Origin of the sequence: Streptomyces griseorubiginosus (assembly GCF_001514195.1) — a bacterium.
Lineage (GTDB): Bacteria > Actinomycetota > Actinomycetes > Streptomycetales > Streptomycetaceae > Streptomyces > Streptomyces griseorubiginosus.
In genome coordinates, this window is record NZ_KQ948736.1 from 1038625 (window position 1) to 1064805 (window position 26181).

The window sequence follows — 26181 nt, forward strand, 5'->3', positions numbered from 1 at the left end:
CTGACGATGCTCCGCTTGCGGCCCACGATCTTCTTGCCCGCATCGACGCCCTGGCCGGCTGCGGGAACGTTGGTGGACGTCTTGATGCTCTGCGAGTCGATGACGCATGCGCTGGGTTCGGCCTCACGGCCTTCCTGCCTGCGGACTTGGCGGCGCAGGAGACTGTTGAGCTGGTCGAAGACGCCCTCCTCCTGCCACCGGGCGAAGTAGGCGTAGACGGTGTTCCAGTGCGGATAGTCGTGCGGGAGGTAGCGCCAGGGGATCCCGGTGCGGTTCACGTAAAGGATCGCGTCCAGGAGGCTGCGCAGGTCATGGTCTGGAGGCCGGCCGATGTCCAGTCCACGGCCGCGGCGTTCAGCTCGCCAGGCGGTCAGTACCGGCTCGATCAACTCCCAGCGGGCATCGGACAGATCACTCGGATAACGGCGGCGTTCGGGCACAATTCGAGATTCACCGGTACGCACCGCGTTGAGGACGCGCGCTCCGGTGCCGCCGGCACCCCCCGCACACGCCCTGGCCAGGCCAGCCGCCACCGTATACGCACCCATCATGCAAAGCCCACGGCCCTACCCCAGCGACCTGTCCGACGCCCGCTGGGAACTCATCCGCCCCACCCTCGAAGCCTGGCGCCAGGCCCGCAACGGCATCCGCAAGCCCACCCACGACCTGCGCGCCCTGATGAACGCCATCCTCTACGTCGACCGCACCGGCATTCCCTGGCGCTACCTGCCCCACGACTTCCCGCCCCACCAGAGCGTCTACGGCTACTTCGCCCTCTGGGAAGCCGACGGCATCTTCGACCAGCTCACCGGCCTGCTGCGCGGCAAAGTCCGCCAGGCCGAAGGCCGCTCGAGCGAGCCCACCGCCTGCCTGATCGACAGCCAGAGCATCAAAACCTCCGCCACCGTCCACCTAGACAGCCAAGGCATCGACCCGGCCAAAAAGATCATCGGACGCAAGCGGCACATCGTCACCGACACCCTCGGCCTCCTCCTGGCCGTCACGGTCACCGCCGCGAGCATCCACGACTCCGCCGCCGCTACACAGCTCCTCGCCGGCATCGCCGCACGCCACCCCACCATCACCAAGGCCTGGGCCGACAACGGCTACAAGACCAAAGCCGTCGAACACGCCGCCCACCTCGGCATCGACCTCGAAATCGTCCAACGCGACCCCACCGTCCGCGGCTTCCACGTCCAGCCCCGCCGCTGGGTCATCGAACGCACCCTCGGCTGGCTCATGCACCACCGCCGCCTGGCCCGCGACTACGAAACCCACCCCCACCGATCAGCAGCCATGATCCAACTCGCCGCCATCAACCTCATGACCCGCCGCCTCACCCACGAAGCCACCTCCAACTGGCGTGACAGCTAAGCCAAATGAAACAGACAACCGAGAATCAAACGCTCACTTAGGGGCTGTTGCGAAAGTACTGGTCGCGGCTCAGAGGCGTGATGAGCCAACCGGGCAAGCGTCTGAGTAGATCAGCCATGATTAGGGCTGGAAGCGATCGGCTGGGGGGAGGAGCGCAGTTGAGTAGGGCTGTGCCGGTGATCTCCGGTGAAGCGATGTTCTGGGCCTACGACGTGGCGCTCGGGGTTCTCTTTATCGAGGCGGCACGAGTTGGTGCGGAGATGCCGGCGGATTTGCGGCCCTCGGGTTGGCCAGAGTTGGAGCAGGGGCTCCGCACCCAGGCGTTGGTAGGCAGCAGTTCCGCCGTCCTGCTTGACGACTTCGCCGTCGAGCAGCAAGAGGTACTCCTGAGTTGCATTGTGGAGGCGGCACGCCGGATCGAGGCCCGCGGCGGCGTGAGCCAGGACGAAGTTTCGACCTGGCCCGAGTTGGAGGAGAGTGGGACCAGCTTCCTGCGCGGTGCAGAACACATCGCCGCTGCTCCGCTGGTTGAGCTGGCGCAGGCTCTGGTCGATCTGGCTGCTGGCACGCTCTCCCCAGCTCCAGCTGAGCGCTATTGGTACTACGGAACTCCACAGGGGCGGATCGTGCAGGGCGGATAGGGCTGCTGTGACGATGCGTCATAGCCACTCGTTGATGGCTGCGACCAGCACGGCTGCTTCGTAGCGGACGGCGAGTTTGTCGTACCTCGTGGCGACGGCGCGGTGGCGCTTGAGGCGATTGATCCCGCACTCGTCCGCGTGCCGCTGTTTGTAGTCATCCTTGTCGAACGTCTGTGGCCGCCCGCCACGTGATCCGCGCTTGAGGCGGTTGCGGACACGGTCCGCCGGTACCGGGATGGTGGCCTTGATCCCGCGTCTGCGCAGCTAGGAGCGGTTGCTGCGGGAGTCGTACGCCTTGTCGGCTCGCACCCGGTCCGGCCGCTTGCGCGGCCTGCCGAGTCCCAGCCTCGGGACCCGGATGGCTTCCAGGACCGCTTCGAACTGCGGGGCATCGCCCCGCTGCCCGGCCGTGATCACGATGGACAAGGGCTTCTGACCTTGCTCAACCGCAAGGTGGATTTTGCTGGTCAGTCCGCCCCGAGATCGCCCGAGGCCGTGGTCGGCCGGCTCGACGGAAACGCCGCCAGGCGGTTCCTTCTGGAGATCCCCCTTTTCGCCGCTCCGGCAGCGTGCTGGTGGGCCCGGCAGACGGTGGAGTCGACGTTCACGTCCCAGGTGATCATGCCTTTCGCATCGGCTTCGGCCTGGAGCTGGGTGAGAATCCTGGCCCAGATGCCGTCCCGCTGCCAGCGCCGGAACAGGTCGTAGACCCGGTCCCACGGCCCATAACGTTCCGGCACGTCGCGCCAGGGGGCACCGGTCCGGGTCCGCCACCGTATGCCGTCTATGAGCTGCCGCCGTGTCCACACCTGCGGACGACCTGGCTTGATGCCCCGCGGCAGCAACGGCTCAAGCCGGGCCCACTGACCGCTCGTCAGATCACCACGTCCCACAGCACGTGATCATCAACGAACAAGATCCACTTTCGCAACAGACCCTAGGCGCCAACGCCCCGCTCCCCCGCCTCCCGAGCCCCCAACTCCCGGAAAACACTCATCGCTTCACCCCGCGCATCCGACGCCGCCCCCGTCTCCCCTTCGGCCTCGAACACCTCCGCCAGATCCCACAGGGTCCGCGCCCGCCACAAGGGAAGCCGCAACTTCTCCCACCCCGACAGCGCCCGCTCCAACGGCTCCCGCGCACCCCCGGCGTCACGTGCCGCGAGGTGCCACTCCCCCAGCGTCCGCAACACCAGCGCCTCCCCGAACCGGTCCTGCCGGTCGCGGGCCACCTCCAGGCACCGGTCGAGCCGTTCCCGCGCCTCGTCGAGCCGCCCCTGCCGCAGCTCCACCTTGGCCAGCGACTGTTCCGTGTACATCAGACCCAAGGTGTCCTGGAGTTCCTGGAACCCCCGCAGCGCGTCCCGCAGCAGCTCCTCCGCCGCTGTCCACGCGTCCTCCGCCCGATGGCACAACGCCAGCGACCGCACGGTCAGCGCGGCACCGAACCGGTCGCCCTCCGCCCGGTACAGCTCCAGCGCGCGCGACAGTGCCTCGCGGGCCTCGGGACCCCGCCCCTGCTCGCGGTGCACACAGCCGAGGCCGTACAGCACCTGGGCCCGGGCACCGCGGTCGCCGTCCGGTCCGTACCGCTCCAGCGCGTCGTCGAGCAGCTCCAATGCCTCGCGGAAGCACGCTTGTTCGCGCCGGGCCGTGGCCATGCCGACCAGGGCCTGGGCCGACCCCTGCGGTGCGTCCCCCAGGGCCTCGAACAGCCGCAGGGCGTCCCGGAAGTAGCCGTAGGACTCCTCGAACTCGTCCTGTTCGTAGCGCAGTTGGCCCAGGCCGATGTGCAGCCACGCCTCGCCCTCGCGGTCGCCGCTGCGGCGCACCGCCGCCATCGCCGCGGTGTGCGAGCGGGACCAGGCGTCGAACTGGTTGTACAGGGCGACGGAGCTGGCGATCAGCGCCCCGGCGAGGTCGCGGGCGGCGCGGTCCATGCCGTGGTCGGCGCAGTGGTCCACCGCGGCGAGCAGACCGGCCTGTTCGGCGGCGAACCAGGCGGCGGGCCGGGCGAGCAGGTCCTCCTCGGCGCGCGGGTCCAGCGGGTCGACGGGCCGTACGGCGGCCGGTTCGGGGAAGTAGCGCGCCGCGCCGCCGGGGCCGCGGGCCGCGGCCTTCTCGGCGAGTCCGAGCCAGCACTCCACGAGGCGCAGCACGGCCGCGGAGCGCTCCTCGGGGCTCTCCTCCGACAGACAGCGCTCGCGGGCGTGTTCGCGGGCCAGGTCGTGGATGCGGTAGCGGCTGCGCCCGGTGCCGTCGACGCCGATCACGTCGATGAAGTGGCAGTCCACCAGCCGCTCGACGGCCTCCTCGGCCTCCTCGGTGCCGATGTCCAGCAGGGGTGCGGCGATCCAGGCGGCGAAGTCGGGCAGGTCGAGGAGGGCGAGCCGGCGCAGGGCACGCTGCTGCTGCGGGTCGAGGTCGGCGTAGCCCAGTTCGAGGCTGGTGCGCAACTCCAGGTCTCCGGCACGCAGTTCGTTGAGCCTGAGCCGTTCGTCGCGCAGCCGGGCGGCGAGCCGGCCGGGCACCCAGTGCGGCCGGGCGGCGAGCCGCGCCCCGGCGATACGGACGGCGAGCGGCAGGCGCCCGCACAGGGAGACGATCTCGGCGGCCTGGTCGGGTTCGGCGTCGGTGCGGTCTCCTCCGGCGACGCGTCGGAGGAGTTCGAGGGCTTCGTCCTGGTCCGGCACGGTCAGGTCGAGGTGGGCGGCGCCTTCCAGGGCCACCAGCCGTCGCCTGCTGGTGACGAGCACCGCGGAGCCGGGTCCCGGCGGCAGCAGGGGGCGTACGTGCGCCTCCCCGGCAGCGTTGTCAAGGATCAGCAGGATGCGGCGGTGTCCGGTGACGGTGCGGTACAGGCCGGTGAGTTCCTCGACCGAGCTGGGCAGGGTCTCCGGTTCGGCTCCCATGGCGCGCAGCAGCCGGGCGAGGGCGTCGGCGGGCTCCAGGGGCGCGGTGTCGGCGGCCCTGAGGTCCACGAACAGGCGGCCGTCCGGGAAGAGTTCGGCGGTGCGGTGGCCGACGTGGACGGCGAGGGCGGTCTTGCCGGTGCCCGAACGTCCGGAGATCACCCCGATGGGCGGGGCGGTACGGCCGGGGTCGTCGACTCCGCCGAGCAGCGAGACGGCCCAGTCGATCTGGTCCGCCCGGCCGACGAAGTCGGCGATGTCCGGGGGGAGATGGGAGGGCGCGGGCCTGGTCGGCGTGCCCGCTCCGGTGCCGTCCGCCGCGGTACGGCTCGTGGTCCGCTGCCGGGGCATCCGGGTGGGCTCGGCCTCCGGGACCGGCGGGTGGGAGCCGGGCCCCGACCGTGCGGGGGCGTGCGGCCGGGTGCCGGTGCCGGTGCCGGTGCCGGTGCCGAGGAGTGTGCTCTCGTGCGGCCGCTGTGCGGGGCCGGGTGACGGCTCGTGGGACGGGTGTCCGGGGTGCGGCGAAGGCGGGCGGGAGCCGGGCCCCGACCGCGCGGGCTCGTGCGGCCGGGCGCCGGCGCCGAGCAGGGCGGGGTCGTTGGTCAGGACGGCCTTGTGCAGGGCCCGCAGTTCGGGCCCGGCGTCGATGCCCAGCTCCTCCCGCAGGACCTCGCGGCCCTCCTGATAGGTGCGCAGGGCGTCGGAGACCCGGCCGGTGCGGAACAGCGCGGTCATCAGCTGGCCGCGCGGCCGCTCCCGCAGGGGATGCGCGGCGACATGGGCGAGCAGGGGCGCGATGGTGCGGTCGGCGCGGCCGAGCTCCAGGTGCAGGCCGAAGGACTCCTCCTGGGCGACGAGCCGCAGTTCCGCCAGCCGGGCCGCCTCGATCCGGGCGAACGACTGCGCGAGCCCCTCCAGGGCCTCCTGGCCGCGCCAGAGTCCGAGCGCCTCGGACAGCAGGTCGGCGGCCTCCTCCAGGTGGCCCCCGGTGGCCTCGGACCGGCCGGAGGCGAGGAGTTCCTCGAAGCGGCGGGCGTCGACCTGGTCGGGGTCGAGGTCGACGACGTAGCCCGGCGGCCGGGTCCGGATCACCTCGGCGGCGTCGATGCGGGCGAGGGCGCGGCGGACCGCGGAGACGTGGGTGGCGACGAGGGCGCTGGCGGTCGCGGGGGCCTGCTCGTCCCAGACGGAGTCGACGAGCCGGTCCGTGGAGAGGACCTCGCCGAGGTGTACGACGAGCGCGGACAGCATGGCGAGAGGTCGCACTCCGCCGAGCGGGGCCCGCCGGCCGCCCTGCCACACCTCCACCGGACCCAGCAGTCGTACCTGGAGCATGATCCCCCGATCGCCGCACCACCCCATGGATACGCGTTCGACGATATCGACGGGCACGGACATCACACGGCGCGCGCAGGGCCTGCCTGGCCGGATCCGGACGGCTCCCGACCGCGTCCCGGCCCCCGGACAGGGCCTGCACAAAGGAACAGGCCTTGTGCGAGCCGACTTCCCCGCGGAACGCCGGTTGGCCGGATTTGGACGACGGGCAGAGATCCGGCTCCTCCGAGGGACGGCTGCGCCGAGCCGTTCGTATGACCGCCGGACCAAGAAAAAAATCCGCGATTCGCGGGGCATACGGATGTGCCTCCCGGGGCGTCAACGGCTCGTAGGAACAACCCGGTTCGACCGCACACCCCAGGAGCATGCCGATGAAGCGCGCCGACGCCCCACGCCGGACGGTGGTAGCCAGTGGACGCGGCATGCGGCGAGTGACCACCACGCTGGGCGCGATCGCCGCGCTGTCCTCGCTCGTCCTGACCGGATGCTCGGCGGACTCCGACACGACCCACCGCACCTCACCGGTCGCCCGCGCCGAGGCCGCCGCGACCACCGAGAAGCTCACGTACGACCAGGACCTGCGGATCTCCGACGCCGAGCAGCACCTCGTCACGGTCTGCATGCGCAAGCACGGTTTCGACTACCGCGAGGAGAAGCCACCGAGCCTGGAGGAGAGCAGGCCGGTCGGCTATGTGCAGGACGACGTCGACTGGGCGCGCAGCCACGGCTACGGCAGCCGGATCGAGGCGAAGGAGGACCTCGCCCGGCTGCGCAACCCCAACATCGCCTACCGCAAGTCCCTCTCCCGGTCCCGCCAGAAGGCCTTCGACATCGCGATGGACGGCGGCCGCGACGCGGTGGTGCTGAAGGCGCCGACACCGTCCGGCGGCACGATCAGCAAGCAGTCCGGCGGCTGCGCGGGCCAGGCCGAGAAGGCGCTGTACGGCGATCCGGAGGCGTGGTTCCGATCCGACGTGGCCGTCAGGAACCTGCGTCCCCTGTACGTGGGCAAGCTCCTGGCCGACAAGGAGTTGAAGAACGCCGTGACGGCCTGGTCGCAGTGCATGAACAAGGCGGGCCACCCCTTCCCCGACCCCGACGCGGCACGCCAGTCCACCCGCGATCACAGCGCGCAGCAGACCCCGGCCGAGGAGGCCAGGTCCTTCGCGAACGAGACCCGGATCGCGGTCGCCGACGCCACCTGCGCCCGCTCCGTCTCCCTGCGCTCCATCGGTGAGCGGCGCGAGGCCCATTACATCGGCGAACTCGCCGGCAAGTACGGTCCCGCCCTCACCGCCCACCTGCGGATGCAGCGGCACGCCCTGACCGTCGCCGAACGCACCGTCCCGGCCCGCACCTGACCTGGTACGCGCCGGTCCCAGAACATCCGTGACCCCCGTGTCACGGACAGACCCCGCGACGACGCTCGCGGATCGTCACCTCACCATCCCCACCACGCCTCCCACGAGGCGCGAGCAGAACAGGAAATCCGTCATGCGCAAGCTGACCGTCTCCCTCGCCACCCTGGGCATCGCGGCCCTCGGCATCGCCGTCCCGGTCACCGCCCACGCGGGCCCCGGCTGCAACGCCAACTGGAACGCGCACGGCCGCGACGGCGACGTCCGCGCCTGGGACGGCACCGACTGCGGCGGCACGCTCCTCGGCGTCACCGCGGGCAGCGACCCCTCCTGGGGCGACAACCTCGGCCCCTTCCAGGGCAGTGACGCCAACACCGCCTCGTCCGTGATGAACAGCGGCTTCGTCGGCGGCAAGGACGTCGTGGCCTTCTACTACCTCGACCAGTACAACGACACCGCGTACGGCTGCCTCCTGCCGGGCGAGAAGTACGTGGACGACCTCAGCCGGGACCACTTCACCAACAACAGGACCATGAACAACAACATCCAGTCGCACACCTGGGTGACCTCGTCCGCCTGCGCCCCGGGTTCCTTCATCAGCTAGGAGTCCGCTCGCGGCTCGCCCCGGCACCCCGCCAAGGGTGCCGGGGCGACCCGTTCCCGCGACCGCCGCCGCACCCCGTGTCGCCCACCCGCCCGCACTCCTTCGGTTGCCGGACATTTGAACGTCACACCGAGAGGGAACGTTTCACTCGTCCCCTCTGCATCGCCTTGCCTCCGTCATGCCCCTTGTCCCGTACGGGGCCTGACGCGAAAGGACGACGTGAGCCGTGTCCCTGCTTCCGCTCGAAGGTCCCCCGGGGCCGCTCCCGCTCCCGCCCCGGCCCCGCTCCCGAGCAGCGCCCCCGCCCCCGCCGGTCACCGCCGCTCCCTGTCCCGCCTCACCCGCCGGGCACTGACCCTGCTGCCCGTGCTGCTCATCGGCGTCTGGGCGGTGCTGGACTGGCGCGCCCTGTACGACGGCACCGCGCGGCTGGCCGACGCCGACCCCGGGTGGCTGCTCGTCGCGCTGCTGTGGACCTGTCTCGGCTGGATCTCCGCGTCCGTCGTACGGCAGGGCGCCCTCCCCGAACGGCTGCCCCCGGGGCTCCTGGTGGCCTCGCAGTTCGCTGCCGGTGCCGCCAACCACGTCCTGCCGGCGAGTCTCGGCGCCCACGCGGTCACCCTGCGCTTCCTGCGCGGCCAGGGCGTCCCACTGGCCCGGGCCACCGCCTCGCTCGCCCTGTACTCGCTCGTCAGGCCGATCGCCAAGACGCTGGTGCTGGTCGGCTTCCTGGTCACCCTGCCCGGACTGCTGCGGCTCGGTGAACTCGTCCCGGACCACCGCATGCTGTTCCTGCCCCTGGCGGCCGCGGGGCTCGGCCTCGGCGGCACCCTGCTGCTCCTCGTCCTGGTCCGACCGCTGCGCCGCCCGGCGGTGACGTTCGTGCGCACCGCCCTGACCGACGCCCGCCTGCTGCACACCATGCCCAGCCGGGTCCTGGCCCTGTGGGGCGGTGCGGCCGCCGCGCCCCTGCTCCAGGCCAGCGTGATCCACGCGGTCGGCGCCTCGCTCGGTGTGACGCTGTCCTGGGCGCAGGTCGCGTTCGCGTACCTGGCCGCGAGCACCGCGGTCGGTTCCGTGCCCGCGCCCGGCGGCATCGGCCCGGTGGACGCGGCCATGGTCTTCACCCTCGCCGTCTACGGCGTCCCGGTGAGCGTCGGTACGGCGGCCCTGATCGGCTACCGGGTCCTGACGGTGTGGCTGCCGCTGCTGCCTGGGGTGCTGTGCATGTCGGCGCTGGTGCACCGCAAGGTACTTTGAACGTTCCTCCGATTGAATGCTTCATTCAACATCAATAGCCTCGCAGGGTGGATTCATTCATCAACTTCAGACGCACGGCCGCCGCCCTGCTCCTCACGCTCGGTCTGGCCGCCCCCATGGCTCCCGCCTCGGCGGCGCCCCGGCAGCCGGTGCCGGAGGTGTGGCCGACTCCTCAGCGGATCACCGTCGGACACGGCGAACTGCCCGTCCCCCAGCGGGTCGTGGAGGTCGTCGGCCCCGGCACCGACCCCTCCGCCCGACGGGTCGTGGAAGCCGCCCTCAAGGCGGCGGGAGCCGACCGCATCACCACCGTGCACACCGGCGACCGACCAGGACCGGCCGCCCTCACCGTCCATCTGGGCGGCCCGGGCGAGAACAGCGCAACCGCCCGGGTCCTGGAACAACTGCACGCCGGCTCCCCGAAGGGCCTCCCCTCCGGCGGTTACGTCCTCGCCTCCGGCCGCAGCCACGGCAGGGCCGTCCTGGCCCTCTCCGGCGCCGATCCGACCGGCACCTTCTACGCCGCCCAGACCCTGCGCCAACTCCTGGCCGGACAGCGCGAGTTGCCCACGCTCACGATCCGCGACTGGCCCACCGCCGCACTCCGCGGAGTCATCGAGGGCTTCTACGGCACCCCCTGGACCCACGCCGAACGACTCGCCCAGCTCGACTTCTACGGCCGTACCAAGCAGAACGTGTACGTCTACTCGCCCAAGGACGACGACTATCTGCGGGCCCGCTGGCGGGACGAGTACCCGGCCGCCCAACTGGCCCTGCTGAAGCAGCTGGTGGACCGGGCCGCGGCCGACCACATCCGCTTCACCTACGCCCTGTCCCCCGGCCTCTCCGTCTGCTACTCCTCCGCCGCCGATGTCGACGCCCTCACCGCCAAGTTCGACTCGCTGTACGCCATCGGTGTCCGCTCCTTCGCGATCCCGCTCGACGACATCAGCTACACCAAGTGGAACTGCCCGGCGGACGAGGAGGAGTTCGGCACGGGCGGCGCCGCGGCCGGTGCCGCCCAGGCCCACCTGCTGAACACCGTCTGGAAGCGGTTCTCCGCGAGCCACCCGGACCTCGAACCCCTGGAGATGGTCCCCACCGAGTACTCCGATCTCGCCGACACCCCGTACAAGAAGGCCCTTCGGGAGCAGCTCGACGCGGCCGTGGTCGTCGAGTGGACCGGTGTCGGCGTCATCGCGCCCACCCTCACCACCGACCAGCTGAAGCAGGCCCGCGAGGTCTACGGCCACCCGATCCTGGTCTGGGACAACTACCCGGTCAACGACTACGTCACGAGCCGTCTCCTCCTCGGCCCGTACACCGGGCGCGAGCCGGGCGTGGCCGCGCAGGCGACCGGGGTGACCGCCAACCCGATGGTCCAGGGCGAGGCGAGCCGGATCGCCCTGTTCACCTCCGCCGCCTACCTGTGGAACCCCGACGCGTACGACCCGCACAGGGCGTTCCTCGCCTCGGTCCGTGATCTGGCGGGCCCGAAGGCGGCCAAGTGGCTGCGGATCTTCGCGGAGAACAACTACTCCTCGCAGTTGGACGCGACCGAGTCCCCCACCCTCACCCACCTGATCGCCGCCTTCCGCGAGGCGTTGCGGCAGAACAGCGGAGTCGACCGGGCGGCGGCCCGGCTGAAGTCCTACTTCTCCGACATGGCCGCCACCCCCGCCCAGTTGCGCGCCCACCTCGACAACCCCGGCTTCCTGGACGAGACCTCGCCCTGGCTCGACAAGCTCGGCGCGTACGGGGGCGCCGGCGGGACGGCCGTGGACCTGCTGCTCGCGCACCGGGCCGGGGACACGGCCGCGGTGTCGAAGTACTGGGCCGAACTCCAGGCCGACCGGAAGGAGTTGGACGCCGTTCCGCAGCAGGTCTCACCGGGCGTGATGGACCAGTTCCTCTACACGACGATGCTGGAGAACGCCCCCGACCCCGGAGTGGACGCGACCTTCTCCCCGGCCTCCCTCTCCCTGAAGCCCGGGGCATCGGCGACGGTCACCCTCGACTTCTCCGACGCCCAGACCAAGACGGTCAGTTGGAAGCTCGACGTGCCGCCGGGCGTCACCGCCACCCCCTCCCAGGGCACGGCCACCACGCCGGACAGCAAGGTCACCGTCACCCTCACCGGAAAGACGGAGGGCGTGCACTCGGTCGTCGCCGAGGGCACCGGCATCCTCGACCGGGCCCTCCCCGTCCAGGTCACCGACGGCACCGGTACGACCCGCGCGCTGACCGCGAACTTCAGTGGTGCGTCGGTCAGTTCCCTCGACCTGGGTGCCGGCACGACCAAGAACATCACCGTCGGCGACAACCCCGGCGAGGTCGTGGTGAGCGCGGACGGCCGTACCGCGTACGCGGCCAACCAGGGCTCGAACACGGTCAGCGTGATCGACGTGCCGAGCGGCACGGTCACCGCCACGGTGGCGGTCGGCAAGGTCCCGGCGGGCCTCTCACTCACCCCGGACGGCACCACCCTCTGGGTCGCCAACTACTCGGACGGCACAGTGCAGTCGATCGACACCGCCACTCTGCGGACGGGCACACCGGTACCCGTGGGAGACGGCCCGGAGAACATGGCGATCACCCCCGACGGCCGGACCCTGTACGTGGCCGACATCCACGACAACACGGTCACCCCGGTCGACCTCACCACCGCCACCGCGGGCAAGGCGATCCCGGTGGGCCCGAGCCCCTTCAACGTGGTGGCCGCGCCCGACGGCAGGACGGTGTACGTCTCCAATTCCGGCGGCTCGACGGTGACCCCGATCGACACGGCGACGAACGAGACGGAGCCGACCTTCCTGGTCACCGGCCAGGCCTACGGCCTCGGCCTCTCCCCGGACGGCCGCACCCTCTGGGTCAGCCCGAGCAACGGCGACACGATCACCCCGGTGAACACGGTCACGGGCGCCTCCGGCACCCCGGTGAAGGTGGGCAGGTCGGCCTTCGACGTGGCCCTCGACTGGAACGGCAGGACGGCCTACGTCACGACGGCGGACGGCAACGTGCTGGTCCCGGTGGACACGGCGACCAACACCACCAGGCCCCCTTTGGCAACGGGCGCATATCCGCTGGCGGTCGCCCTGACTCCAGTACCTGTGAACTGAGGGCCGGGTAACTCACCCAGGGGCGCGGGGAACTGCGCGACCAGCCCCCACCGGCCGCAAGTTCCCCGCGATACCCCGGAAGCCCCGAACCTCACGTAGCAGTACGCCGAACCCGCCCCGCATACCGCTTCTCCAACTCCAAGTTCCCCTCAAACCCACCAGGCACGTTGGCCGACACATAAACCGGCGGACGCAAACCCGCGGAGAGCAGCACCGCACACGCCTCGGCGACAGCCATCTGCACCAACATCACCCCGGTCAACGTGGACAGCGCCCCCACCGCCCCACCCCCCGGCAAGGAGACCGTCGCGTCCCCCACCGGCGCCGCGTTGTCCAGCACCACGTCCGCCAGATCCACCAGCTTCTTCCCGCTGACATGCCCCGCGGGCACCGCCCCGGTATGGGTGAGAGAAGTGATCGCGAGGATCTTGTGCCCGCGCGACTTCGCGTGCAGCGCCATCTCCACGATGACGTTGTTGACCCCGGAGTTGGAGATGATCACGAAAAGGTCCTGCGGGGCGGGCGCGGCCAGCTCGTAGAGCCGGACGGCGATCCCCGGCTCCCGCTCCAGGAGCGGATCGTCGAGAACGCTCGGCGCGTCCCCGCCGTAGACGACGAGGTCGGACATCTGCAAGCGGTTCGTCGGCACGAGCCCACCCGCCCGGCCCGCGACCTCCAGCACCATCGCCTGGGAGTGACCGGTGCCGAAGGCCTGGATCACGCCGTCGGCGCGGATGCAGTCGGCGATCAGGCCGGCGGCTCGGCGCACGTCCTCGTGGGCGGACTCGGTGACGTGACGGAGGACGTCCAGGCTCTGTTCGGCGAAGCCCTGGGCACTGACTGACTCGACGGACACGCGACACTCCCCACTGATGGATTGAACCACCATTCAATCACCGATCGATGAATCAATAAATCACAGCACGGTCCTGGTATTCAATCAGTGCCCCATAGGGTGGCTGATACCTTCTTTCCATGCCTCCGACGGACGTCACCACACTGATCCGCACCGAACTGCCCCGGCTGGCCGGTTCCCTGCGGAAGGTCGGCGAGCTGATCCTGGAGGATCCGGCCGCCGTCACCCACTGCTCGGCCGCCGAGCTGGGCCGCCGCACCGGGACCTCGCAGGCCACGGTGACCCGCTTCTGCCGCGCTATCGGGCTCGACTCCTACCAGCACCTGCTGATCGAACTCGCCCAGGAGCGCGGTCGCGGCGAGGTCTCCGACTGGGGCTCGGCCGAGATCGGCCCCGACATCTCGCCGGACGACAGCCTGGAGCGCGTCGTCCAGGTGGTGGGCAGCGCCGATCTGCGGGCGATCCAGCAGACCATCGAGCGCATCGACCTCGACTCCCTGGAGCGCGCGGCGCAGGCGCTGGCCAAGGCGCGCCGGATCGACGTGTACGGCGTCGGCGGCAGCGGCGCGGTCGCCCAGGAGACCGAGACCCGGCTGTTCCGCATCGGCTGCCAGGTCCGCGGCTGGACCGAGGTGCACGGCGCGGCCACCTCGGCGGCCCTGCTCACCCCGGCCGACGTGGCCATAGGGATCTCCCACTCGGGCGCGACCCGGGAGACCCTCGAACCCTTCGAGATGGCCAAGGAGCGGGGCGCGACCACCGTCGCCATCACCACCGACCCGCGCTCCCCGCTGGCCAGGGCCGCCGACATCCGGCTCATCTCGGCGACCTCGGAGACCAGTTTCCGCACCGGCAGCATCGGCGGCCGGCACTCCGTGCTGATGATCGTGGACTGCCTCTACGTCCGGGTCGGCCAGGTCGCCTACCAGCGGGCCAGCGCCTCCCTCGCGCTCACCGACCACATCACGCCGCAGCACGCCGTGAAGGCTCGCCGTACCCGGTGACGGTGACCGATCGTGCATGGATGAACCACCGAGATAACACGAAGATGGTTGTTTGAATCATCCCCTCGGTGCCAGGATGGGGCTCCCCCGAGTCATCTCGTAGGAGCCCCATGCGCGTCACCGCTGTCGAGTCGACCGAGCTGTTCGTCGGCACTCCCGAACAACCGCTCCAGGTGGTGGCGGTCCGGATCGAGCACCTGCCGGGCCGCTCGGTCCGCGTCCGCGTCGAGGGCCGCGGCACCGGAGAGGCCGAGGTCGCCGTCGGCGAGGACGGCACCGTACGGGCCGAGATCCCGGTGACCGGCCCCGGCGGACCGATCAGGGTCACCGCGGCCGACGGGGACGAGAGCGCGAGCGCGACCGGCGAGTTCACGCCCGCCGAGCCCGGCTGGACCATGTTCATGGTCAGTCACTTCCACTACGACCCGGTCTGGTGGAACACCCAGGGCGCCTACACCGAGACCTGGGACGTCGCCGACGACCCGGCCGGCACCGGCCTGCCCGCCCGCACCTTCGACTCGCGCGGCCAGTCGGGGATGAGCCTGGTCCGGGCCCACTCCGATCTGGCCCGGCGCGACCCGGCGTACACCTTCGTGCTCGCCGAGGTCGACTACCTCAAGCCGTACTGGGACGCCTTCCCGGAGGAGCGCGGCTTCCTGCGGGAGCTGATCCGCACCGGCCGCGTCGAGATCATGGGCGGCACGTACAACGAGCCGAACACCAACCTCACCGGCGCCGAGGCGACCGTACGCAACGCCCTGTACGGCGACGGATACCAGCGGGCGATCCTCGGGGCGTCGCCGGAGACGGCCTGGCAGCTGGACGCGTTCGGGCACGACCCGCAGTTCCCCGGCCTGATGGCGGACGCGGGCGTCACGTCCAGCTCCTGGGCGCGCGGGCCCTTCCACCAGTGGGGACCCACCCTCTCCGTGTTCGGTGAGGAGCCGCGGGACCCCAAGCGCATGCAGTTCCCGGCGGAGTTCGACTGGATCGCCCCCTCGGGGCGCGGGATCCTCACCGCGTACATGGTCAACCACTACGGGGCCGGCTGGCGGATCGACAACGCGCCGACGCTGCCCGAGGCGGAGGCCGAGGCGCTCAAGCTGTTCAAGGGGCTCAAGCAGGTCGCGCTCACCCGCAACGTGCTGCTCCCGGTCGGCGGGGACTACGCGCCGCCGTGCCGCTGGGTGATGGACATCCACCGGGACTGGAACGCCCGTTACGTCTGGCCCCGGTTCGTCTCCGGCATCCCCCGGGACTTCTTCGCCGCCGTCCGCGCGGAGCTGGAGGCCGAGGGACGCAGGGCCTCGCCGCAGACGCGGGACATGAACCCGGTCTACACCGGCAAGGACGTCTCCTACATCGACACCAAGCAGGCCCAGCGGTACGGCGAGACGCTCCTCGCCGACGCGGAGGCCTGGGCGACCCTCGCCTCGCTGGTCACCGGGCACCCCTATCCGGACGCGGCCCTCGACAAGGCCTGGCGCCAACTGGTCTACGGCGCCCACCACGACGCCATCACGGGTTCCGAGTCGGACCAGGTGTACATCGATCTCCTCACCGGCTGGCGGGAGTTGGCCGATCTCGCCGAGACCGTGCACGCCGACGCGACGAAGGCGCTGGCCGACCGGGTCGAGCCGGGCACTGGACCCGATCTGGTGGTCTTCAACCCGGCCACCTGGGAACGGCGGGACGTGCTGACCGTCGCCGACCCGGGTCTGGTGCCCGTCGGCGACGACTTCCAGCCGCTGCCGGCCGTCCGCGAACAGGACGGCACCCTCAAGGTCGTCGTCCCGCAGGTGCCCGGCATGGGCCTCAAGGCCCTGCCCCTGACGGCCGGTTCGATCCCCGAGTGGACCACCGGCGAGGGGCTGACCATCCGCAACGAGTTCTACGAGGTGACGGTCGACCCGTCTCGCGGCGGCGCCGTCAGCAGTCTCCGGTCCGTCGTGGAAGACCGGGAACTCCTGCCCGCCGGGGACATCGGCAACGAGCTCGTGGTGCAGGAGGAGTTCGCCCGGCACCCGCGCTTCGGCGAGGGCCCCTGGCACCTCACCCCGACCGGCACGACGGCCGCCCGCAGCCGCGACGTGACCGCCGACATCGATGTCGATCACTCCCCGGCCGGTTCCCGCATCACCGTCCGCGCCGACCTGGGTCTCTTCACGTACACGCAGCGCCTGACCCTGTGGACCGGCGTGAACCGGCTCGATGTCACCACGACCCTCGACGGCTACGACGGCGAGGACCGCCTCGTCCGGGTCCGCTGGCCCTCCGACGTCCGGGGCGGACTGCCCGTGCACGAGGTCGCCGACGCGGTGATCGGGCGCGGCTTCGGGTTCGTGGAGGTCAACAGCGAGGAGTTCCCGTGGACCCTCGACAACCCGGCCAACACCTGGTTCGGGCTGGGGTCCACCGCACGGGTCGCCCTGCACGACGACTCCGGCGCGCACCTCGGCCAACGGGCTTTCGGAGTCGCCGAGTTGGTGTACGCCGACTGGGACGAGGCCGGTGAGCTGGGCGCCCCGCTCGCGGCCGCCCTGGTCCGTGCGGGCGTCACCGCCACCTCGACCGTCGCGGGCGGCCCCCGCTACGGCGACCTGGAGGTGGACTCCAACCTCCCCGACCTGCGGATCGCCGTCGGCGGCCCCGCCCGCAACTCCCTGGTCGCCGAGGCCCTCGCCATGGACCCGGCCGCCGACCGCGAACTGCGCCGCCAGGTCGCCGAGCGGGGCGTGGCGGCCGTCTGGGTCGCGCCGCGTGCCTCCCTGCGCGAGGAGTGGGTGCCCGGCGCCGATCTGCGCGACCTGGAACGGCTGCCGCTGCTGGTGATCGCGGGCGCCGACGCGCCGGGGGACGCCAAGGCCGTCGAGGCGCTGATCACGGACCTGGAGGACTTCACCGTCACGGCCACCGCGGCGGGCGGCGGCGAGGCGCTCCCGCCCGGTGACGCCTGGGACGGGCGCGGCTTCGCCGTCCTGAACCGGGGCACGCCCGGCTGTGTGATCACGAGCTCCGGCGACCTCTGCATGTCGCTGATGCGCTCCTGCACCGGCTGGCCGTCCGGCATCTGGGTCGACCCGCCCCGCCGCACCACCCCCGACGGCTCGGGCTTCCAGCTCCAGCGCTGGTCCCACACCTTCGAGTACGCGGTCGTCGCCGGCGAGGGCGACTGGCGGGACCTCGAACTGCCCGCACGGGGCCATGAGTTCAACCACCCGCTCACCGCCCGGGTGCGCGACGAGGGCGCGACCCCGCTGCTGCCCCGCACCACCTCCCTCCTGGAGGTGGAACCGGCCCGCGCCGTCCTCCTGGACGCCCTCAAGCCGCTGGGTTCACCGCTGGCCAGGGGCGGTTCGACCCCCGCGGACCCCGGACGCGGGGTCGTGGTCCGGATGCACGAGGTGAACGGACGGCCGGTGCGGGCCCGGGTGCGCGGCCCGGTCGCCTGGACGGAGGGCGCCCGCGCGGACGTACTGGAGAGGCCGGGCGAGCCGCTGACCCCGGACGGCGAAGGAGCCCTGCAAACGACGCTCACGGGCTTCGAGGTGGCCACCGTCCTGGCCACGCCCCCACAGGCTCCCGAGCCGACGTCCGACCCCGGAGTCGCCGCCCACGAGCCGGCCCAGCCGGTCCACACCCGCTACTGGCTCCACAACTCCGGACCGGCCCCCCGCGGCAACATGCCGGTGTCCGTCTACCTCTCCCCCACCGCCCTGACCGCCACGGGCCCTGTCACCGCCACAGTCCGGGTCGGCTCGGAACTCACGGACGCCTCGGCGACGGGCACGGTGGCATTCGAGGTACCGCCGGGCTGGTCCGCGCAGCCCGCCGTACTGCCGTACGCACTCGGCCCGGGCGGCTTCTCCCTGTCCGAGGTGACGGTGACCCCGCCCCCGGACCCCGAGCCCGGCCGCCACTGGCTCAGGGCCCGGCTGACGTACGGCGGCCAGACCTACGAGGACGTGCTGGGCCTGGACGTGCCGGGCGGACCGCCCGCCGGCCAGGGCCTGGCGTGCGACCTGGCCGCCGACCGGGTCACCGTGCGCAGAGGTGAGCGGGCTCAGGTTCCGGTGAGCCTGCACAACACCACACGGGGCCCGATCGGCGGCCAGCTCTGGGCGGTCTCCTCCTGGGGCACCTGGCAGGGCGTGACACCGGGCCTCCAGGGCTTCAGGGTGCCGGGCGGAGAACAGACCGAGTCCGTGATCGAACTCGACGGCTCCCTGATCCCCCCGGGCACGTATTGGCTCCTGGCAAAGGCGGCATGGAACGGCCAGGTGGCGTACACGAGAACGATCCCCCTGGAGGTCACCGAGTGAACCCGGAACACGCGGCCCTGATAGACGGCGAACCACTGCCAAGGGAACGTGTGGACTCGTTCCTGGAAAAGGGCCCCTCCAGGGGCGCGGGGAACTGCGCGACCAGCCACGACGGCCCCGCACCCGCCACACGACCTTACGAACCCCCCTCCGTCGCGAGACAAAGACGCCGCTGGGCCACCCAAGTCGTCGTCACCGACGAACTCGCCCGAAGAGCCTGCTCTCAACGCGGCCTCACCGTCCCGGAAGAGGTGTCCCCCGCCTCCGTCCTGGCCGTCGCCGAGACAGACGTCGCAGACCTCGGCAGCATCGTCGCCGCAGCCCTGGCCCACTCACCAGCGGCCCGCACCCTCCTCGCCGCCCTGGAAGCCGAGCAGACGGTCCCGGAATCGGCCGTACGCGACTACTACGACCGCAATCAGGACCGCTACCTCACCCCGGACGCACTGAGGCGAGGCGTCACCCCCTTCGACGGGGCAACCCCTCAGGACATACGCCCCTACGACGAGGTCCGCGACCACATCACCCGCGAGCTCCGCACCGCGGCCGGCCGCCAGGCATTCTTCGGCTGGCTGGACCAGTCGCGCGCGGGCGTGACCTACTCCCACGGGCACGAACACCCCGGTGATCCGTCCCATCCGGACCACGAACACCGTCACTGATCTCCTACGGAACCTAAAAGCAACACGGGAAACCATTGACCTCCGATGAATTCTGGTCCACCTTTTCATCAATCGGAGTCGGAGTTGGTTCAATGAACCAGCCGTGGAGGGGCATCACATGCGTGCAAAGAGACTGACCCGCACCTTGACCTGTATCGCCGTGCTGTCGCTCACGGCCGTCGGCTGCGGCCTGTCCGGCGGCGGGTCCGACAGCGGTGACGCCACCGCCGGCGGCTGCAAGGTCGACAAGGGCAACGTCGGGTCGGGCAAGCTCACCGGCGAGGTCAAGGGCGACATCACCTTCCAGACGACGAACCTGAAGAAAGACTTCGGGAGCTTCTTCAACGGAGTGATCGCCGACTTCGAGAAGGCCCACCCCGGCACCAAGGTGAAGTGGATCGACGACCCCGGTGACAACACCTTCACCAGCCGGACCGTCGCCGACGCCCAGGCCTGCACGATGGCCGACGTCATCAACGTCAACGCGCCGACGGCGACCGCCCTCACCAAGGCCGGTTACCTGCTCGACATCGGCACCAAGGACCCGGCCGCCGCCGAGCCCTTCGTCCCGTCCTTCTGGAAGACCGCCACCTTCCCGGACGCCTCCGGCAAGGCGATCCACACCACGCTGCCCTGGTACACCGGCGGTGTCCTGCTGACGTACAACAAGGACCTGCTGGAGAAGGCCGGCGTCGACCCGGCCAAGCCGCCGACGAGCATCTTCGGCCTCTTCGCCGACTACGAGAAGGTCGCCAAGGCCTCCGGCGGCAAGTTCTTCGCGACGATGGCCAACCCGATCTGGCGCATCCCCGCCGACTTCGACCAGATGGGCATCAAGGTCCTCTCCGCCGACGGCAAGTCCGCCGTCTTCGGCGACGACCCGCGCACCACCCAGTGGGTCGCCTGGATGGCGAAGCTGTACAAGGAGGGCGCGATGCCGAAGGACTCGCTGTCCTCCAGCAACGACCCGTCCACGCTCTACAGCCAGGGCAAGGTGGCCTACGGTTCGACGAACCCGAGCTTCGTGCGGTTCGTGAAGCAGAACAGCCCGTCGATCTACGCCAAGACGGCCGTCGGCCAGCAGCCCTACGACGCGCTCGGCAAGGCGTCCGCCGGCGCCCCGCAGTACATCTCGGTCGCCGCGACCAGCAAGCACGCGCCCGTGGCCCTGTCGTTCGCGGAGTTCCTCACCAACGCCGAGAACCAGACGGCCTGGTGCAAGGACCCCGACGTGGTGATCTTCCCGACCACCACCAAGTCGCTGGACGACCCCTTCTTCCAGAACGTCACGGGCAGCGACCCGTTCTCCCAGGCCCGCAAGCTCGTCGCCGACCAGCTCAAGACGGCCTCCACCAACCAGACCAACCTCTCCCCGGCCGTGCAGAACGCCATCGTGGCCCAGGTGCAGCTCGCCATGCAGGGCAAGAAGAGCGCGGCGGACGCGGTGAAGGACGCCCAGGAGAAGGCGAACGAGCTGCTGAAGCAGGGCAGCTGACGGTGACGGCACAGATCACGCATCCGGTGTCCGGCGTGGAGCCCCTGACCTCCGCGCCGGGCACGGCCCCGTCCCGCCTGCGCCGACTCGCCAGGGCCGCGCTGCCCGGTCCCGCCCCCGGGGCCAACGGAGCGGCGATGTACCGCCGTTGGTGGCTGCCGTGGCTGTGGACCGCCCCGGCGATCGTGTGCGCGGTGGTCTTCGGCGTGTTCCCGTTCCTCAACACGGTCCTGCTGTCGTTCACCAACGCCAAACCCCTTGGCGGCACTGCCAGTTTCGTCGGGCTCGACAACTACACGCGGATGCTCCAGGACGACGACTTCTGGCTCGCCACCCGCAACAGCATCCTGTACGCGGTGATCGTCGTCCCCCTGATGGTGCTGCTGCCGCTGATGCTGGCCGTCCTGGTGGAGAAGAACCTGCCCGGCATCGGGTTCTTCCGATCGGCCTTCTACACCCCGGTGCTGGCCTCCAGCGTGGTCGTGGGTCTGAGCTGGCAGTGGCTGCTCGCCGACGACGGCCTGGTCAACACCTGGCTGGAGAAGGCCCACTTGATCAAGTCCGCGATCCCGTTCCTCTCGGATTCGTGGCTGATCCTGCTCTCCGCGATGGGCCTGACGCTGTGGAAGGGCCTGGGCTGGTACATGGTCTTCTACCTGGCCGCCCTCGGCAACGTGCCCAAGGAGTTGCACGAGGCCGCGCAGATGGACGGCGCCGGCGCGGTCCGCCGGTTCTGGCACATCACGGTCCCCGGCGTCCGGCAGGCCATGATGCTCGTCGGCACCCTCACCGGCATCGGCTCGCTCAGGGTGTTCACCGAGATCTACATGCTCGGCAGCTCCACCGGCGGCCCCGGCGGCGCCGACCGCACCCTGCCCTTCTACATCCGGGACGTCGGCCTGGACCCGATCACCGGCAACGCGGGATACGGCTCGGCCGTCAGCGTGGCCCTGTTCGCGCTGACGCTGGGGCTGACCCTGCTGGCGCAGCGTCTGACCAAGGAGGACGAGTCATGACGACGAGTGTCGTCGATGTCGTCGAGACCAAGGGCCGTCGCCTGATGCCGCGTTGGCGTGACTACGGCCGTCCGCGCGAGCTGGTCGTGCGCTATCTGCTGCTCCTGCTGGTGCTCGGCCTCACCGTGGGCCCGCTGCTGTGGCAGCTCCTCGCCTCCCTGAAGGGCGTGAGCGAGGACGTCTTCGGCACGGACGCCACCCTGCTGCCGCACCATCCGACGCTGCGCGCCTACCGGACCGTCTTCGACCAGGTGCCGGTGTGGTCGTACATCAGGAACAGCCTGATCGTGGTCGCCCTGTCGGTCACCAGCCAGCTGGTCTTCTCCACGACGGCCGGCTACATGCTCTCCAAGCCCGCCTGGAAGGGCCGCAAGGCGGTCTGGGTGGTGCTGGTCGCCTCGATGATGTTCCCCTTCGAGTCGATCATGGTCTCGCTGTTCATCAGCATCCGCGATCTGGGCCTGGTCGACAACCTGGCCGGTGTCTGGCTCCCCGGCTTCGTCGGCGCCATCAACGTCCTGCTCATGCGCGGCGCGTTCCTCGCGGTCCCGCGCGAGATCGAGGACTCGGCGATGCTGGACGGCGCCAACGAGTGGCAGCGCTTCCGTTACCTGTACCTGCCGTCCGCGTGGGGCGCGATCATGGTGGTCGTCATCAACACCTTCATCAGCGCCTGGGACGACTTCCTGTGGCCGCTGATCGTGCTGCGCTCCGAGAGCAACATGACGCTCACCCTGGGGCTTTCCCGCCTCCAGAGCTCCTCGTTCGGCTACGACCAGCGGATGGTCATGGCCGGTTCGGTGATCTCCGTGGTCCCGGTGCTGGTGCTGTTCGTGATCACCCAGCGGTGGTTCTACAAGGGCGTCTCGTCGGGCGCCGTGAAGCTGTGACCCTTCACCGCGAGCGCCTGCGCGGCTGACGCGGCGACCCTGATCTCGACCGTGCCGGTGACGCCTTCGAGAGGCAGCGTCACCGTACGGCGCTCACCCGGAGCAAGGCCCACACCCTCGAACGCGCACAGTTCCAGGGTGCGCGGCCAGGTGGGGGTGATCAGCCGGCGGAGATAGACCTGGACGACACAACGACCGTACCGCTGACCGGTGTTGGTGACGTCGACACTGAGACTCCTGCCGGTGAACGCGGGCTCGGTCCAGTCGAAGTCCGTGTACGACAGCCCGTGCCCGAAGGAGTACGCGGGCTCGGCGCCCAGGTCCGTGTAACCGCCGTACTCGGTGTCCTTGTGGTTGTAGTAGACGGGGAGTTGGGCCGCCGAGCGGGGGACGGAGACTGGCAGGCGGCCGGCCGGTTCGGCGAGTCCGAGCAGCACCTCGGCGATCGCGTCGCCTCCCCAGGGGCCGGGGTACCAGGCCGTGAGCAGCGCGGACGCGGTGTCCGGCACCACGTGCGGACGCCCCTGCACCAGCACCACCGCGGTCGGTGTGCCGGTCGCCAGGACGGCGTCCAGCAACGCGTACTGGGCTGCTCCGAGGCGCAGTTCGGCCAGGTCGGCCCCCTCGCCGCAGGTCATCTCGGAGACGGCCTTGAGCGCGGCCCCGTTGGCGTCGAACTCGGTGTCCGGCGTACGGGCGCTGCTGCCGCCCAGGACCAGTACGGCGAGGTCGGAGGCGGCGGCCGCGGCGATCGCCGCCGGGATGCCGGAGAGGTCCCTGCCGGTGAGGGTGCAGCCGGGGGCGTGCCGGATGTCGAGACCGGGCGGGGCGAGCCGGCGCAGGGCGTCGAGGACGCTGCTGCCGGTGCCGGGGCGCTGCGGGGCCGTGTAGTCGCCGAACTGGTGGGCGGTGGTGGCGGCTTGGGGCCCGAGCACGGCGATTCGTGAGACGTGTGGGCCGACGGGCAGGACGCCGTCGTTGCGCAGGAGGGTGACGGCGGCCCGGGCGAGGTCCCGGCTGAGCTCCGCTCCCCCGGACGGCGGGCGGGCCGTGCCGTCCTGCCGTTCGAACAGCCCCAGCCGGAACTTGAGGCGCAGGACGCGGGCGACGGCCGTGTCGAGGACGGCCTCCGTGACGAGCCCCCGTTCGACCGCCTCCTCCAGGTGGGTGAAGCCCTCGTCCCAAAGGCTCAGATCCACACCGGAGTTGAGGGCGAGGGCGCCCGCCGAGACCTTGTCGCCGGTGATGCGGGCCAGCCGGTCGACGGCGAGGCCGTCCGCCATGACCAGTCCCTCGAAGCCCCACTCCTCGCGGAGCAGCCCGGCGAGCAGGGCCCGGTTGCCGGAACAGGGCATCCCGTCGACCTCGTTGTAGGCGGCCATGACGGCGGCGGCGCCCGCACGGACCCCGGCCCGGGCGGCGGGGAGGTGGATCTCGTGGAGTTCGCGCCAACCGAGTTCGGACTCGGCGGAGTTGCGGCCGCCGACGGTCGCGCCCTGGCCCGCGAAGTGCTTGAGAACGACGGGGGCCTTGTCCTGTGCGAAGACCTCACCGGCCCCCTGCATCCCGCGGACCAGCGCCTCGGTCAGCCGGGCGGCCAGGTACGGGTCCTCGCCGAAACACTCCTCGGTGCGGCCCCAGCGCGGGTCGCGGGCGATGTCCAGTGCCGAGACCAGGGCCACGTGGCCGCCGCGGGCGCGCAGTTCGGCGGCGGCGTGGGCGGCGGCCCGCCGGTACAGGTCCGGGTCCCAGCCGGCGCCCACGGCCAGGTTCACCGGCAGGACCGTGCCGTCCAGGGCCATCAGGCCGTGCGGGACCTCCTCCACGAAGAGGGCGGGGATGCCGAGCCGGCTCCGCCGCACGACGTGCCGCTGCACCAGCTCGGCGAGCGCGGCCCCGTCCTCGGCCCCCGGCCCGCTGCCGTGCTCGACCCCGGACCAGGCGTCGGCCCGCTGGAGGCCGTAGAGGGCACCGAGGCCCTCGAAGCGGTCGGTCTCGGCGTACAGGGCGTCGGTCAGCTCGAAGCCGCCGTCGGGGGTGCGGCGGTAGGCGTCCCAGCCGTACATCCGCTGGTTGAGCTGGCCGGCCTTCTCCCGCAGGGTCATCCGAGCGAGGAGGTCGCGGACGCGGGCGTCGACCGGGGCGGTGGGGTCGCGGTAAAGGGGCTCGGTCGGGGCGGTGGGGTCGCGGTGGAGGGCGTCGCTCATGAGGTGTGGGCCAGTCGTGCGAGGGCGACCGCGCCGGGGCGGCCGTCGGCCACCCAGTCGAGGTTCAGGCCATGGGCGTGGAGTCGGTCGGCCAGGGGGGCGGTGAGGGGGCCCTCGGGACCGAGGAGGCCGCCGGTGGCGACGATCCGCTCACCGGGGCGCGGTTCCAGCGCTCGTACGGTGTCCAGCAGGTGGTCGGCCGCCTCGGCGAGGATCGCCAGGGCCACGGCGTCGTTCTCGGCGGCCGCCTCGGCGACCAGCGGGGCGAAGCGCGCCAGTCGGATCGGGGGGTCGGCCAGCACGGCGGGCAGCAGCTGCCGGCGGAAGTCCTCACGCCGGGCGCGTTCCCAGCCGGGGACGCCGGGGGCGGGGGTGCCGGGGGCGGGGGTCGGGGCGGTGCCGTGACGGTCGTAGGGCTGGATCGGGCCCTTGGGGAGGACGTCCACGGGCAGGCCCAGGGTGTGGCCGACCCAGGCGGCGAGGACCGTGGGGCGGCCGCGGCCGTCGGCCATGCGCAGGGCGGCGCGGACCGCGCTGCGGCCGATCCAGAAGCCGCTGCCCTCGTCGCCGAGGAGCCAGCCGTCGCCGTCGACCGTGGTCGTGGCGTGCCGGGCGGTGATGCGCATGGCGACCGCGCCGGTGCCCGCGACCAGGGCGAGGCCGTCGGAGGGGGTGCCGGGGGCGGCGGCGAAGGCGGCCTCGATGTCGCTGCACACGCCGATCCGGCCGGCCGGGACGCCGAGGCGGTGCAGCGCCTCGGTGAGGGCCGTGCGGGCCTTCACGGTGCCGGGATCCTGCGCGGAGGCGGCCGTGGCGCCCGCGAAACCGCCCGTCACGGCCACGACCCGGCCACGCGCCTCCTCGGGCACCACCCGGGCGAGCGCCTCGGCGAGGTGGTCGGTGAGCTGCGGGGCCGGAACGGTCATGGCGTTGCCCGGGCCGCCGGTGCTCTCCCCGAGCACGCGACCGTCCTCGGCGGCGGCGAGGACCGCGCGGGTGCGGGTGCCACCGGCGTCGAGGCCGATGACCAGGGCGCCGGCGTCGCGCACGTCGTGGTTCAAATAATTACCCATCGATGACTATGGTGATTGATACATTCGCGCAGGACAAGAGCAGAACTCGAGCGG

The 26181-nt window shown here is 71.3% G+C and carries 17 protein-coding genes and 1 pseudogene; 12 read left to right on the top strand and 6 right to left on the bottom strand.

What is annotated here, in order from left to right; genetic code table 11:
• On the bottom strand, positions 1 to 440 hold a 440-nt coding region (locus AQJ54_RS43515), incomplete at its 3' end, for an IS5 family transposase (RefSeq protein WP_248845369.1).
• Between the two features lie 109 nt (positions 441 to 549).
• Between AQJ54_RS43515 and AQJ54_RS17235 the strand changes: the two genes are divergently transcribed.
• Positions 550 to 1374, top strand: coding sequence for an IS5 family transposase (locus AQJ54_RS17235; RefSeq protein WP_062238279.1), 825 nt, complete (start codon positions 550 to 552; stop codon positions 1372 to 1374).
• Positions 1375 to 1544: 170 nt separating this feature from the next.
• Positions 1545 to 2015 carry a hypothetical protein gene (locus AQJ54_RS17240; protein ID WP_062238281.1) on the top strand — a complete coding sequence of 157 codons (471 nt, stop codon included), beginning with the start codon at positions 1545 to 1547 and terminating at the stop codon, positions 2013 to 2015.
• Between the two features lie 18 nt (positions 2016 to 2033).
• Here the strand turns inward: AQJ54_RS17240 and AQJ54_RS43520 are convergent.
• Positions 2034 to 2908, bottom strand: a pseudogene (locus AQJ54_RS43520) (IS5 family transposase).
• Positions 2909 to 2952: 44 nt separating this feature from the next.
• Positions 2953 to 6261: an AfsR/SARP family transcriptional regulator gene (locus tag AQJ54_RS17255; RefSeq protein WP_062238285.1), complete on the bottom strand. Its 3309-nt coding sequence runs from the start codon at positions 6259 to 6261 to the stop codon at positions 2953 to 2955.
• A gap of 422 nt (positions 6262 to 6683) precedes the next feature.
• Between AQJ54_RS17255 and AQJ54_RS17260 the strand changes: the two genes are divergently transcribed.
• The 4 genes from AQJ54_RS17260 to AQJ54_RS17275 all read left to right on the top strand — a co-directional run bounded on the left by AQJ54_RS17260 (position 6684) and on the right by AQJ54_RS17275 (position 12602).
• On the top strand, positions 6684 to 7622 hold the full coding sequence (locus AQJ54_RS17260; protein WP_159055528.1) for a hypothetical protein: 939 nt from the start codon (positions 6684 to 6686) through the stop codon (positions 7620 to 7622).
• A 133-nt stretch (positions 7623 to 7755) separates the two neighbouring features.
• Positions 7756 to 8223 (top strand): hypothetical protein, encoded by a 468-nt coding sequence (locus AQJ54_RS17265; protein WP_062021945.1) that lies wholly within the window; start codon positions 7756 to 7758, stop codon positions 8221 to 8223.
• Positions 8224 to 8442: 219 nt separating this feature from the next.
• On the top strand, positions 8443 to 9483 hold the full coding sequence (locus tag AQJ54_RS17270; RefSeq protein WP_169808235.1) for a lysylphosphatidylglycerol synthase domain-containing protein: 1041 nt from the start codon (positions 8443 to 8445) through the stop codon (positions 9481 to 9483).
• A 47-nt stretch (positions 9484 to 9530) separates the two neighbouring features.
• On the top strand, positions 9531 to 12602 hold the full coding sequence (locus AQJ54_RS17275; RefSeq protein WP_062238288.1) for a beta-N-acetylglucosaminidase domain-containing protein: 3072 nt from the start codon (positions 9531 to 9533) through the stop codon (positions 12600 to 12602).
• 91 nt (positions 12603 to 12693) lie between these two features.
• On the opposite strand, the gene AQJ54_RS17280 is transcribed toward AQJ54_RS17275, so the two are convergent.
• Entirely contained in the window at positions 12694 to 13458 is a 765-nt protein-coding gene (locus AQJ54_RS17280) for a sugar isomerase domain-containing protein (protein WP_062238290.1), read from the bottom strand.
• A 119-nt stretch (positions 13459 to 13577) separates the two neighbouring features.
• Here AQJ54_RS17280 and AQJ54_RS17285 point away from each other — a divergent pair, with 119 nt between their 5' ends.
• The 6 genes from AQJ54_RS17285 to AQJ54_RS17310 all read left to right on the top strand — a co-directional run bounded on the left by AQJ54_RS17285 (position 13578) and on the right by AQJ54_RS17310 (position 22847).
• Complete coding sequence (locus AQJ54_RS17285; RefSeq protein ID WP_062021956.1) at positions 13578 to 14462, top strand: MurR/RpiR family transcriptional regulator; 885 nt, start codon at positions 13578 to 13580, stop codon at positions 14460 to 14462.
• 110 nt (positions 14463 to 14572) lie between these two features.
• Positions 14573 to 18784, top strand: coding sequence for a glycoside hydrolase family 38 N-terminal domain-containing protein (locus tag AQJ54_RS17290; RefSeq protein WP_062238292.1), 4212 nt, complete (start codon positions 14573 to 14575; stop codon positions 18782 to 18784).
• Complete coding sequence (locus AQJ54_RS17295) at positions 18730 to 19446, top strand: hypothetical protein (protein ID WP_062238294.1); 717 nt, start codon at positions 18730 to 18732, stop codon at positions 19444 to 19446. The genes AQJ54_RS17290 and AQJ54_RS17295 overlap by 55 nt, the downstream gene beginning before the upstream one ends.
• A gap of 118 nt (positions 19447 to 19564) precedes the next feature.
• The gene (locus tag AQJ54_RS17300) at positions 19565 to 20941 is read left to right on the top strand and encodes an extracellular solute-binding protein (protein WP_062238296.1); all 1377 of its coding nucleotides are present in this window, start codon (positions 19565 to 19567) and stop codon (positions 20939 to 20941) included.
• A gap of 2 nt (positions 20942 to 20943) precedes the next feature.
• On the top strand, positions 20944 to 21957 hold the full coding sequence (locus AQJ54_RS17305) for a carbohydrate ABC transporter permease (RefSeq protein ID WP_107121077.1): 1014 nt from the start codon (positions 20944 to 20946) through the stop codon (positions 21955 to 21957).
• Positions 21954 to 22847 (top strand): carbohydrate ABC transporter permease, encoded by an 894-nt coding sequence (locus AQJ54_RS17310; protein WP_062238297.1) that lies wholly within the window; start codon positions 21954 to 21956, stop codon positions 22845 to 22847. The genes AQJ54_RS17305 and AQJ54_RS17310 overlap by 4 nt, the downstream gene beginning before the upstream one ends.
• Here AQJ54_RS17310 and AQJ54_RS17315 read toward each other — a convergent pair.
• Complete coding sequence (locus tag AQJ54_RS17315) at positions 22811 to 25054, bottom strand: glycoside hydrolase family 3 N-terminal domain-containing protein (protein WP_062238299.1); 2244 nt, start codon at positions 25052 to 25054, stop codon at positions 22811 to 22813. The genes AQJ54_RS17310 and AQJ54_RS17315 overlap by 37 nt on opposite strands.
• On the bottom strand, positions 25051 to 26127 hold the full coding sequence (locus AQJ54_RS17320) for an N-acetylglucosamine kinase (protein WP_062238302.1): 1077 nt from the start codon (positions 26125 to 26127) through the stop codon (positions 25051 to 25053). Before AQJ54_RS17320 ends, AQJ54_RS17315 begins: the two co-directional genes overlap by 4 nt.
• Positions 26128 to 26181 lie beyond the last annotated feature (54 nt).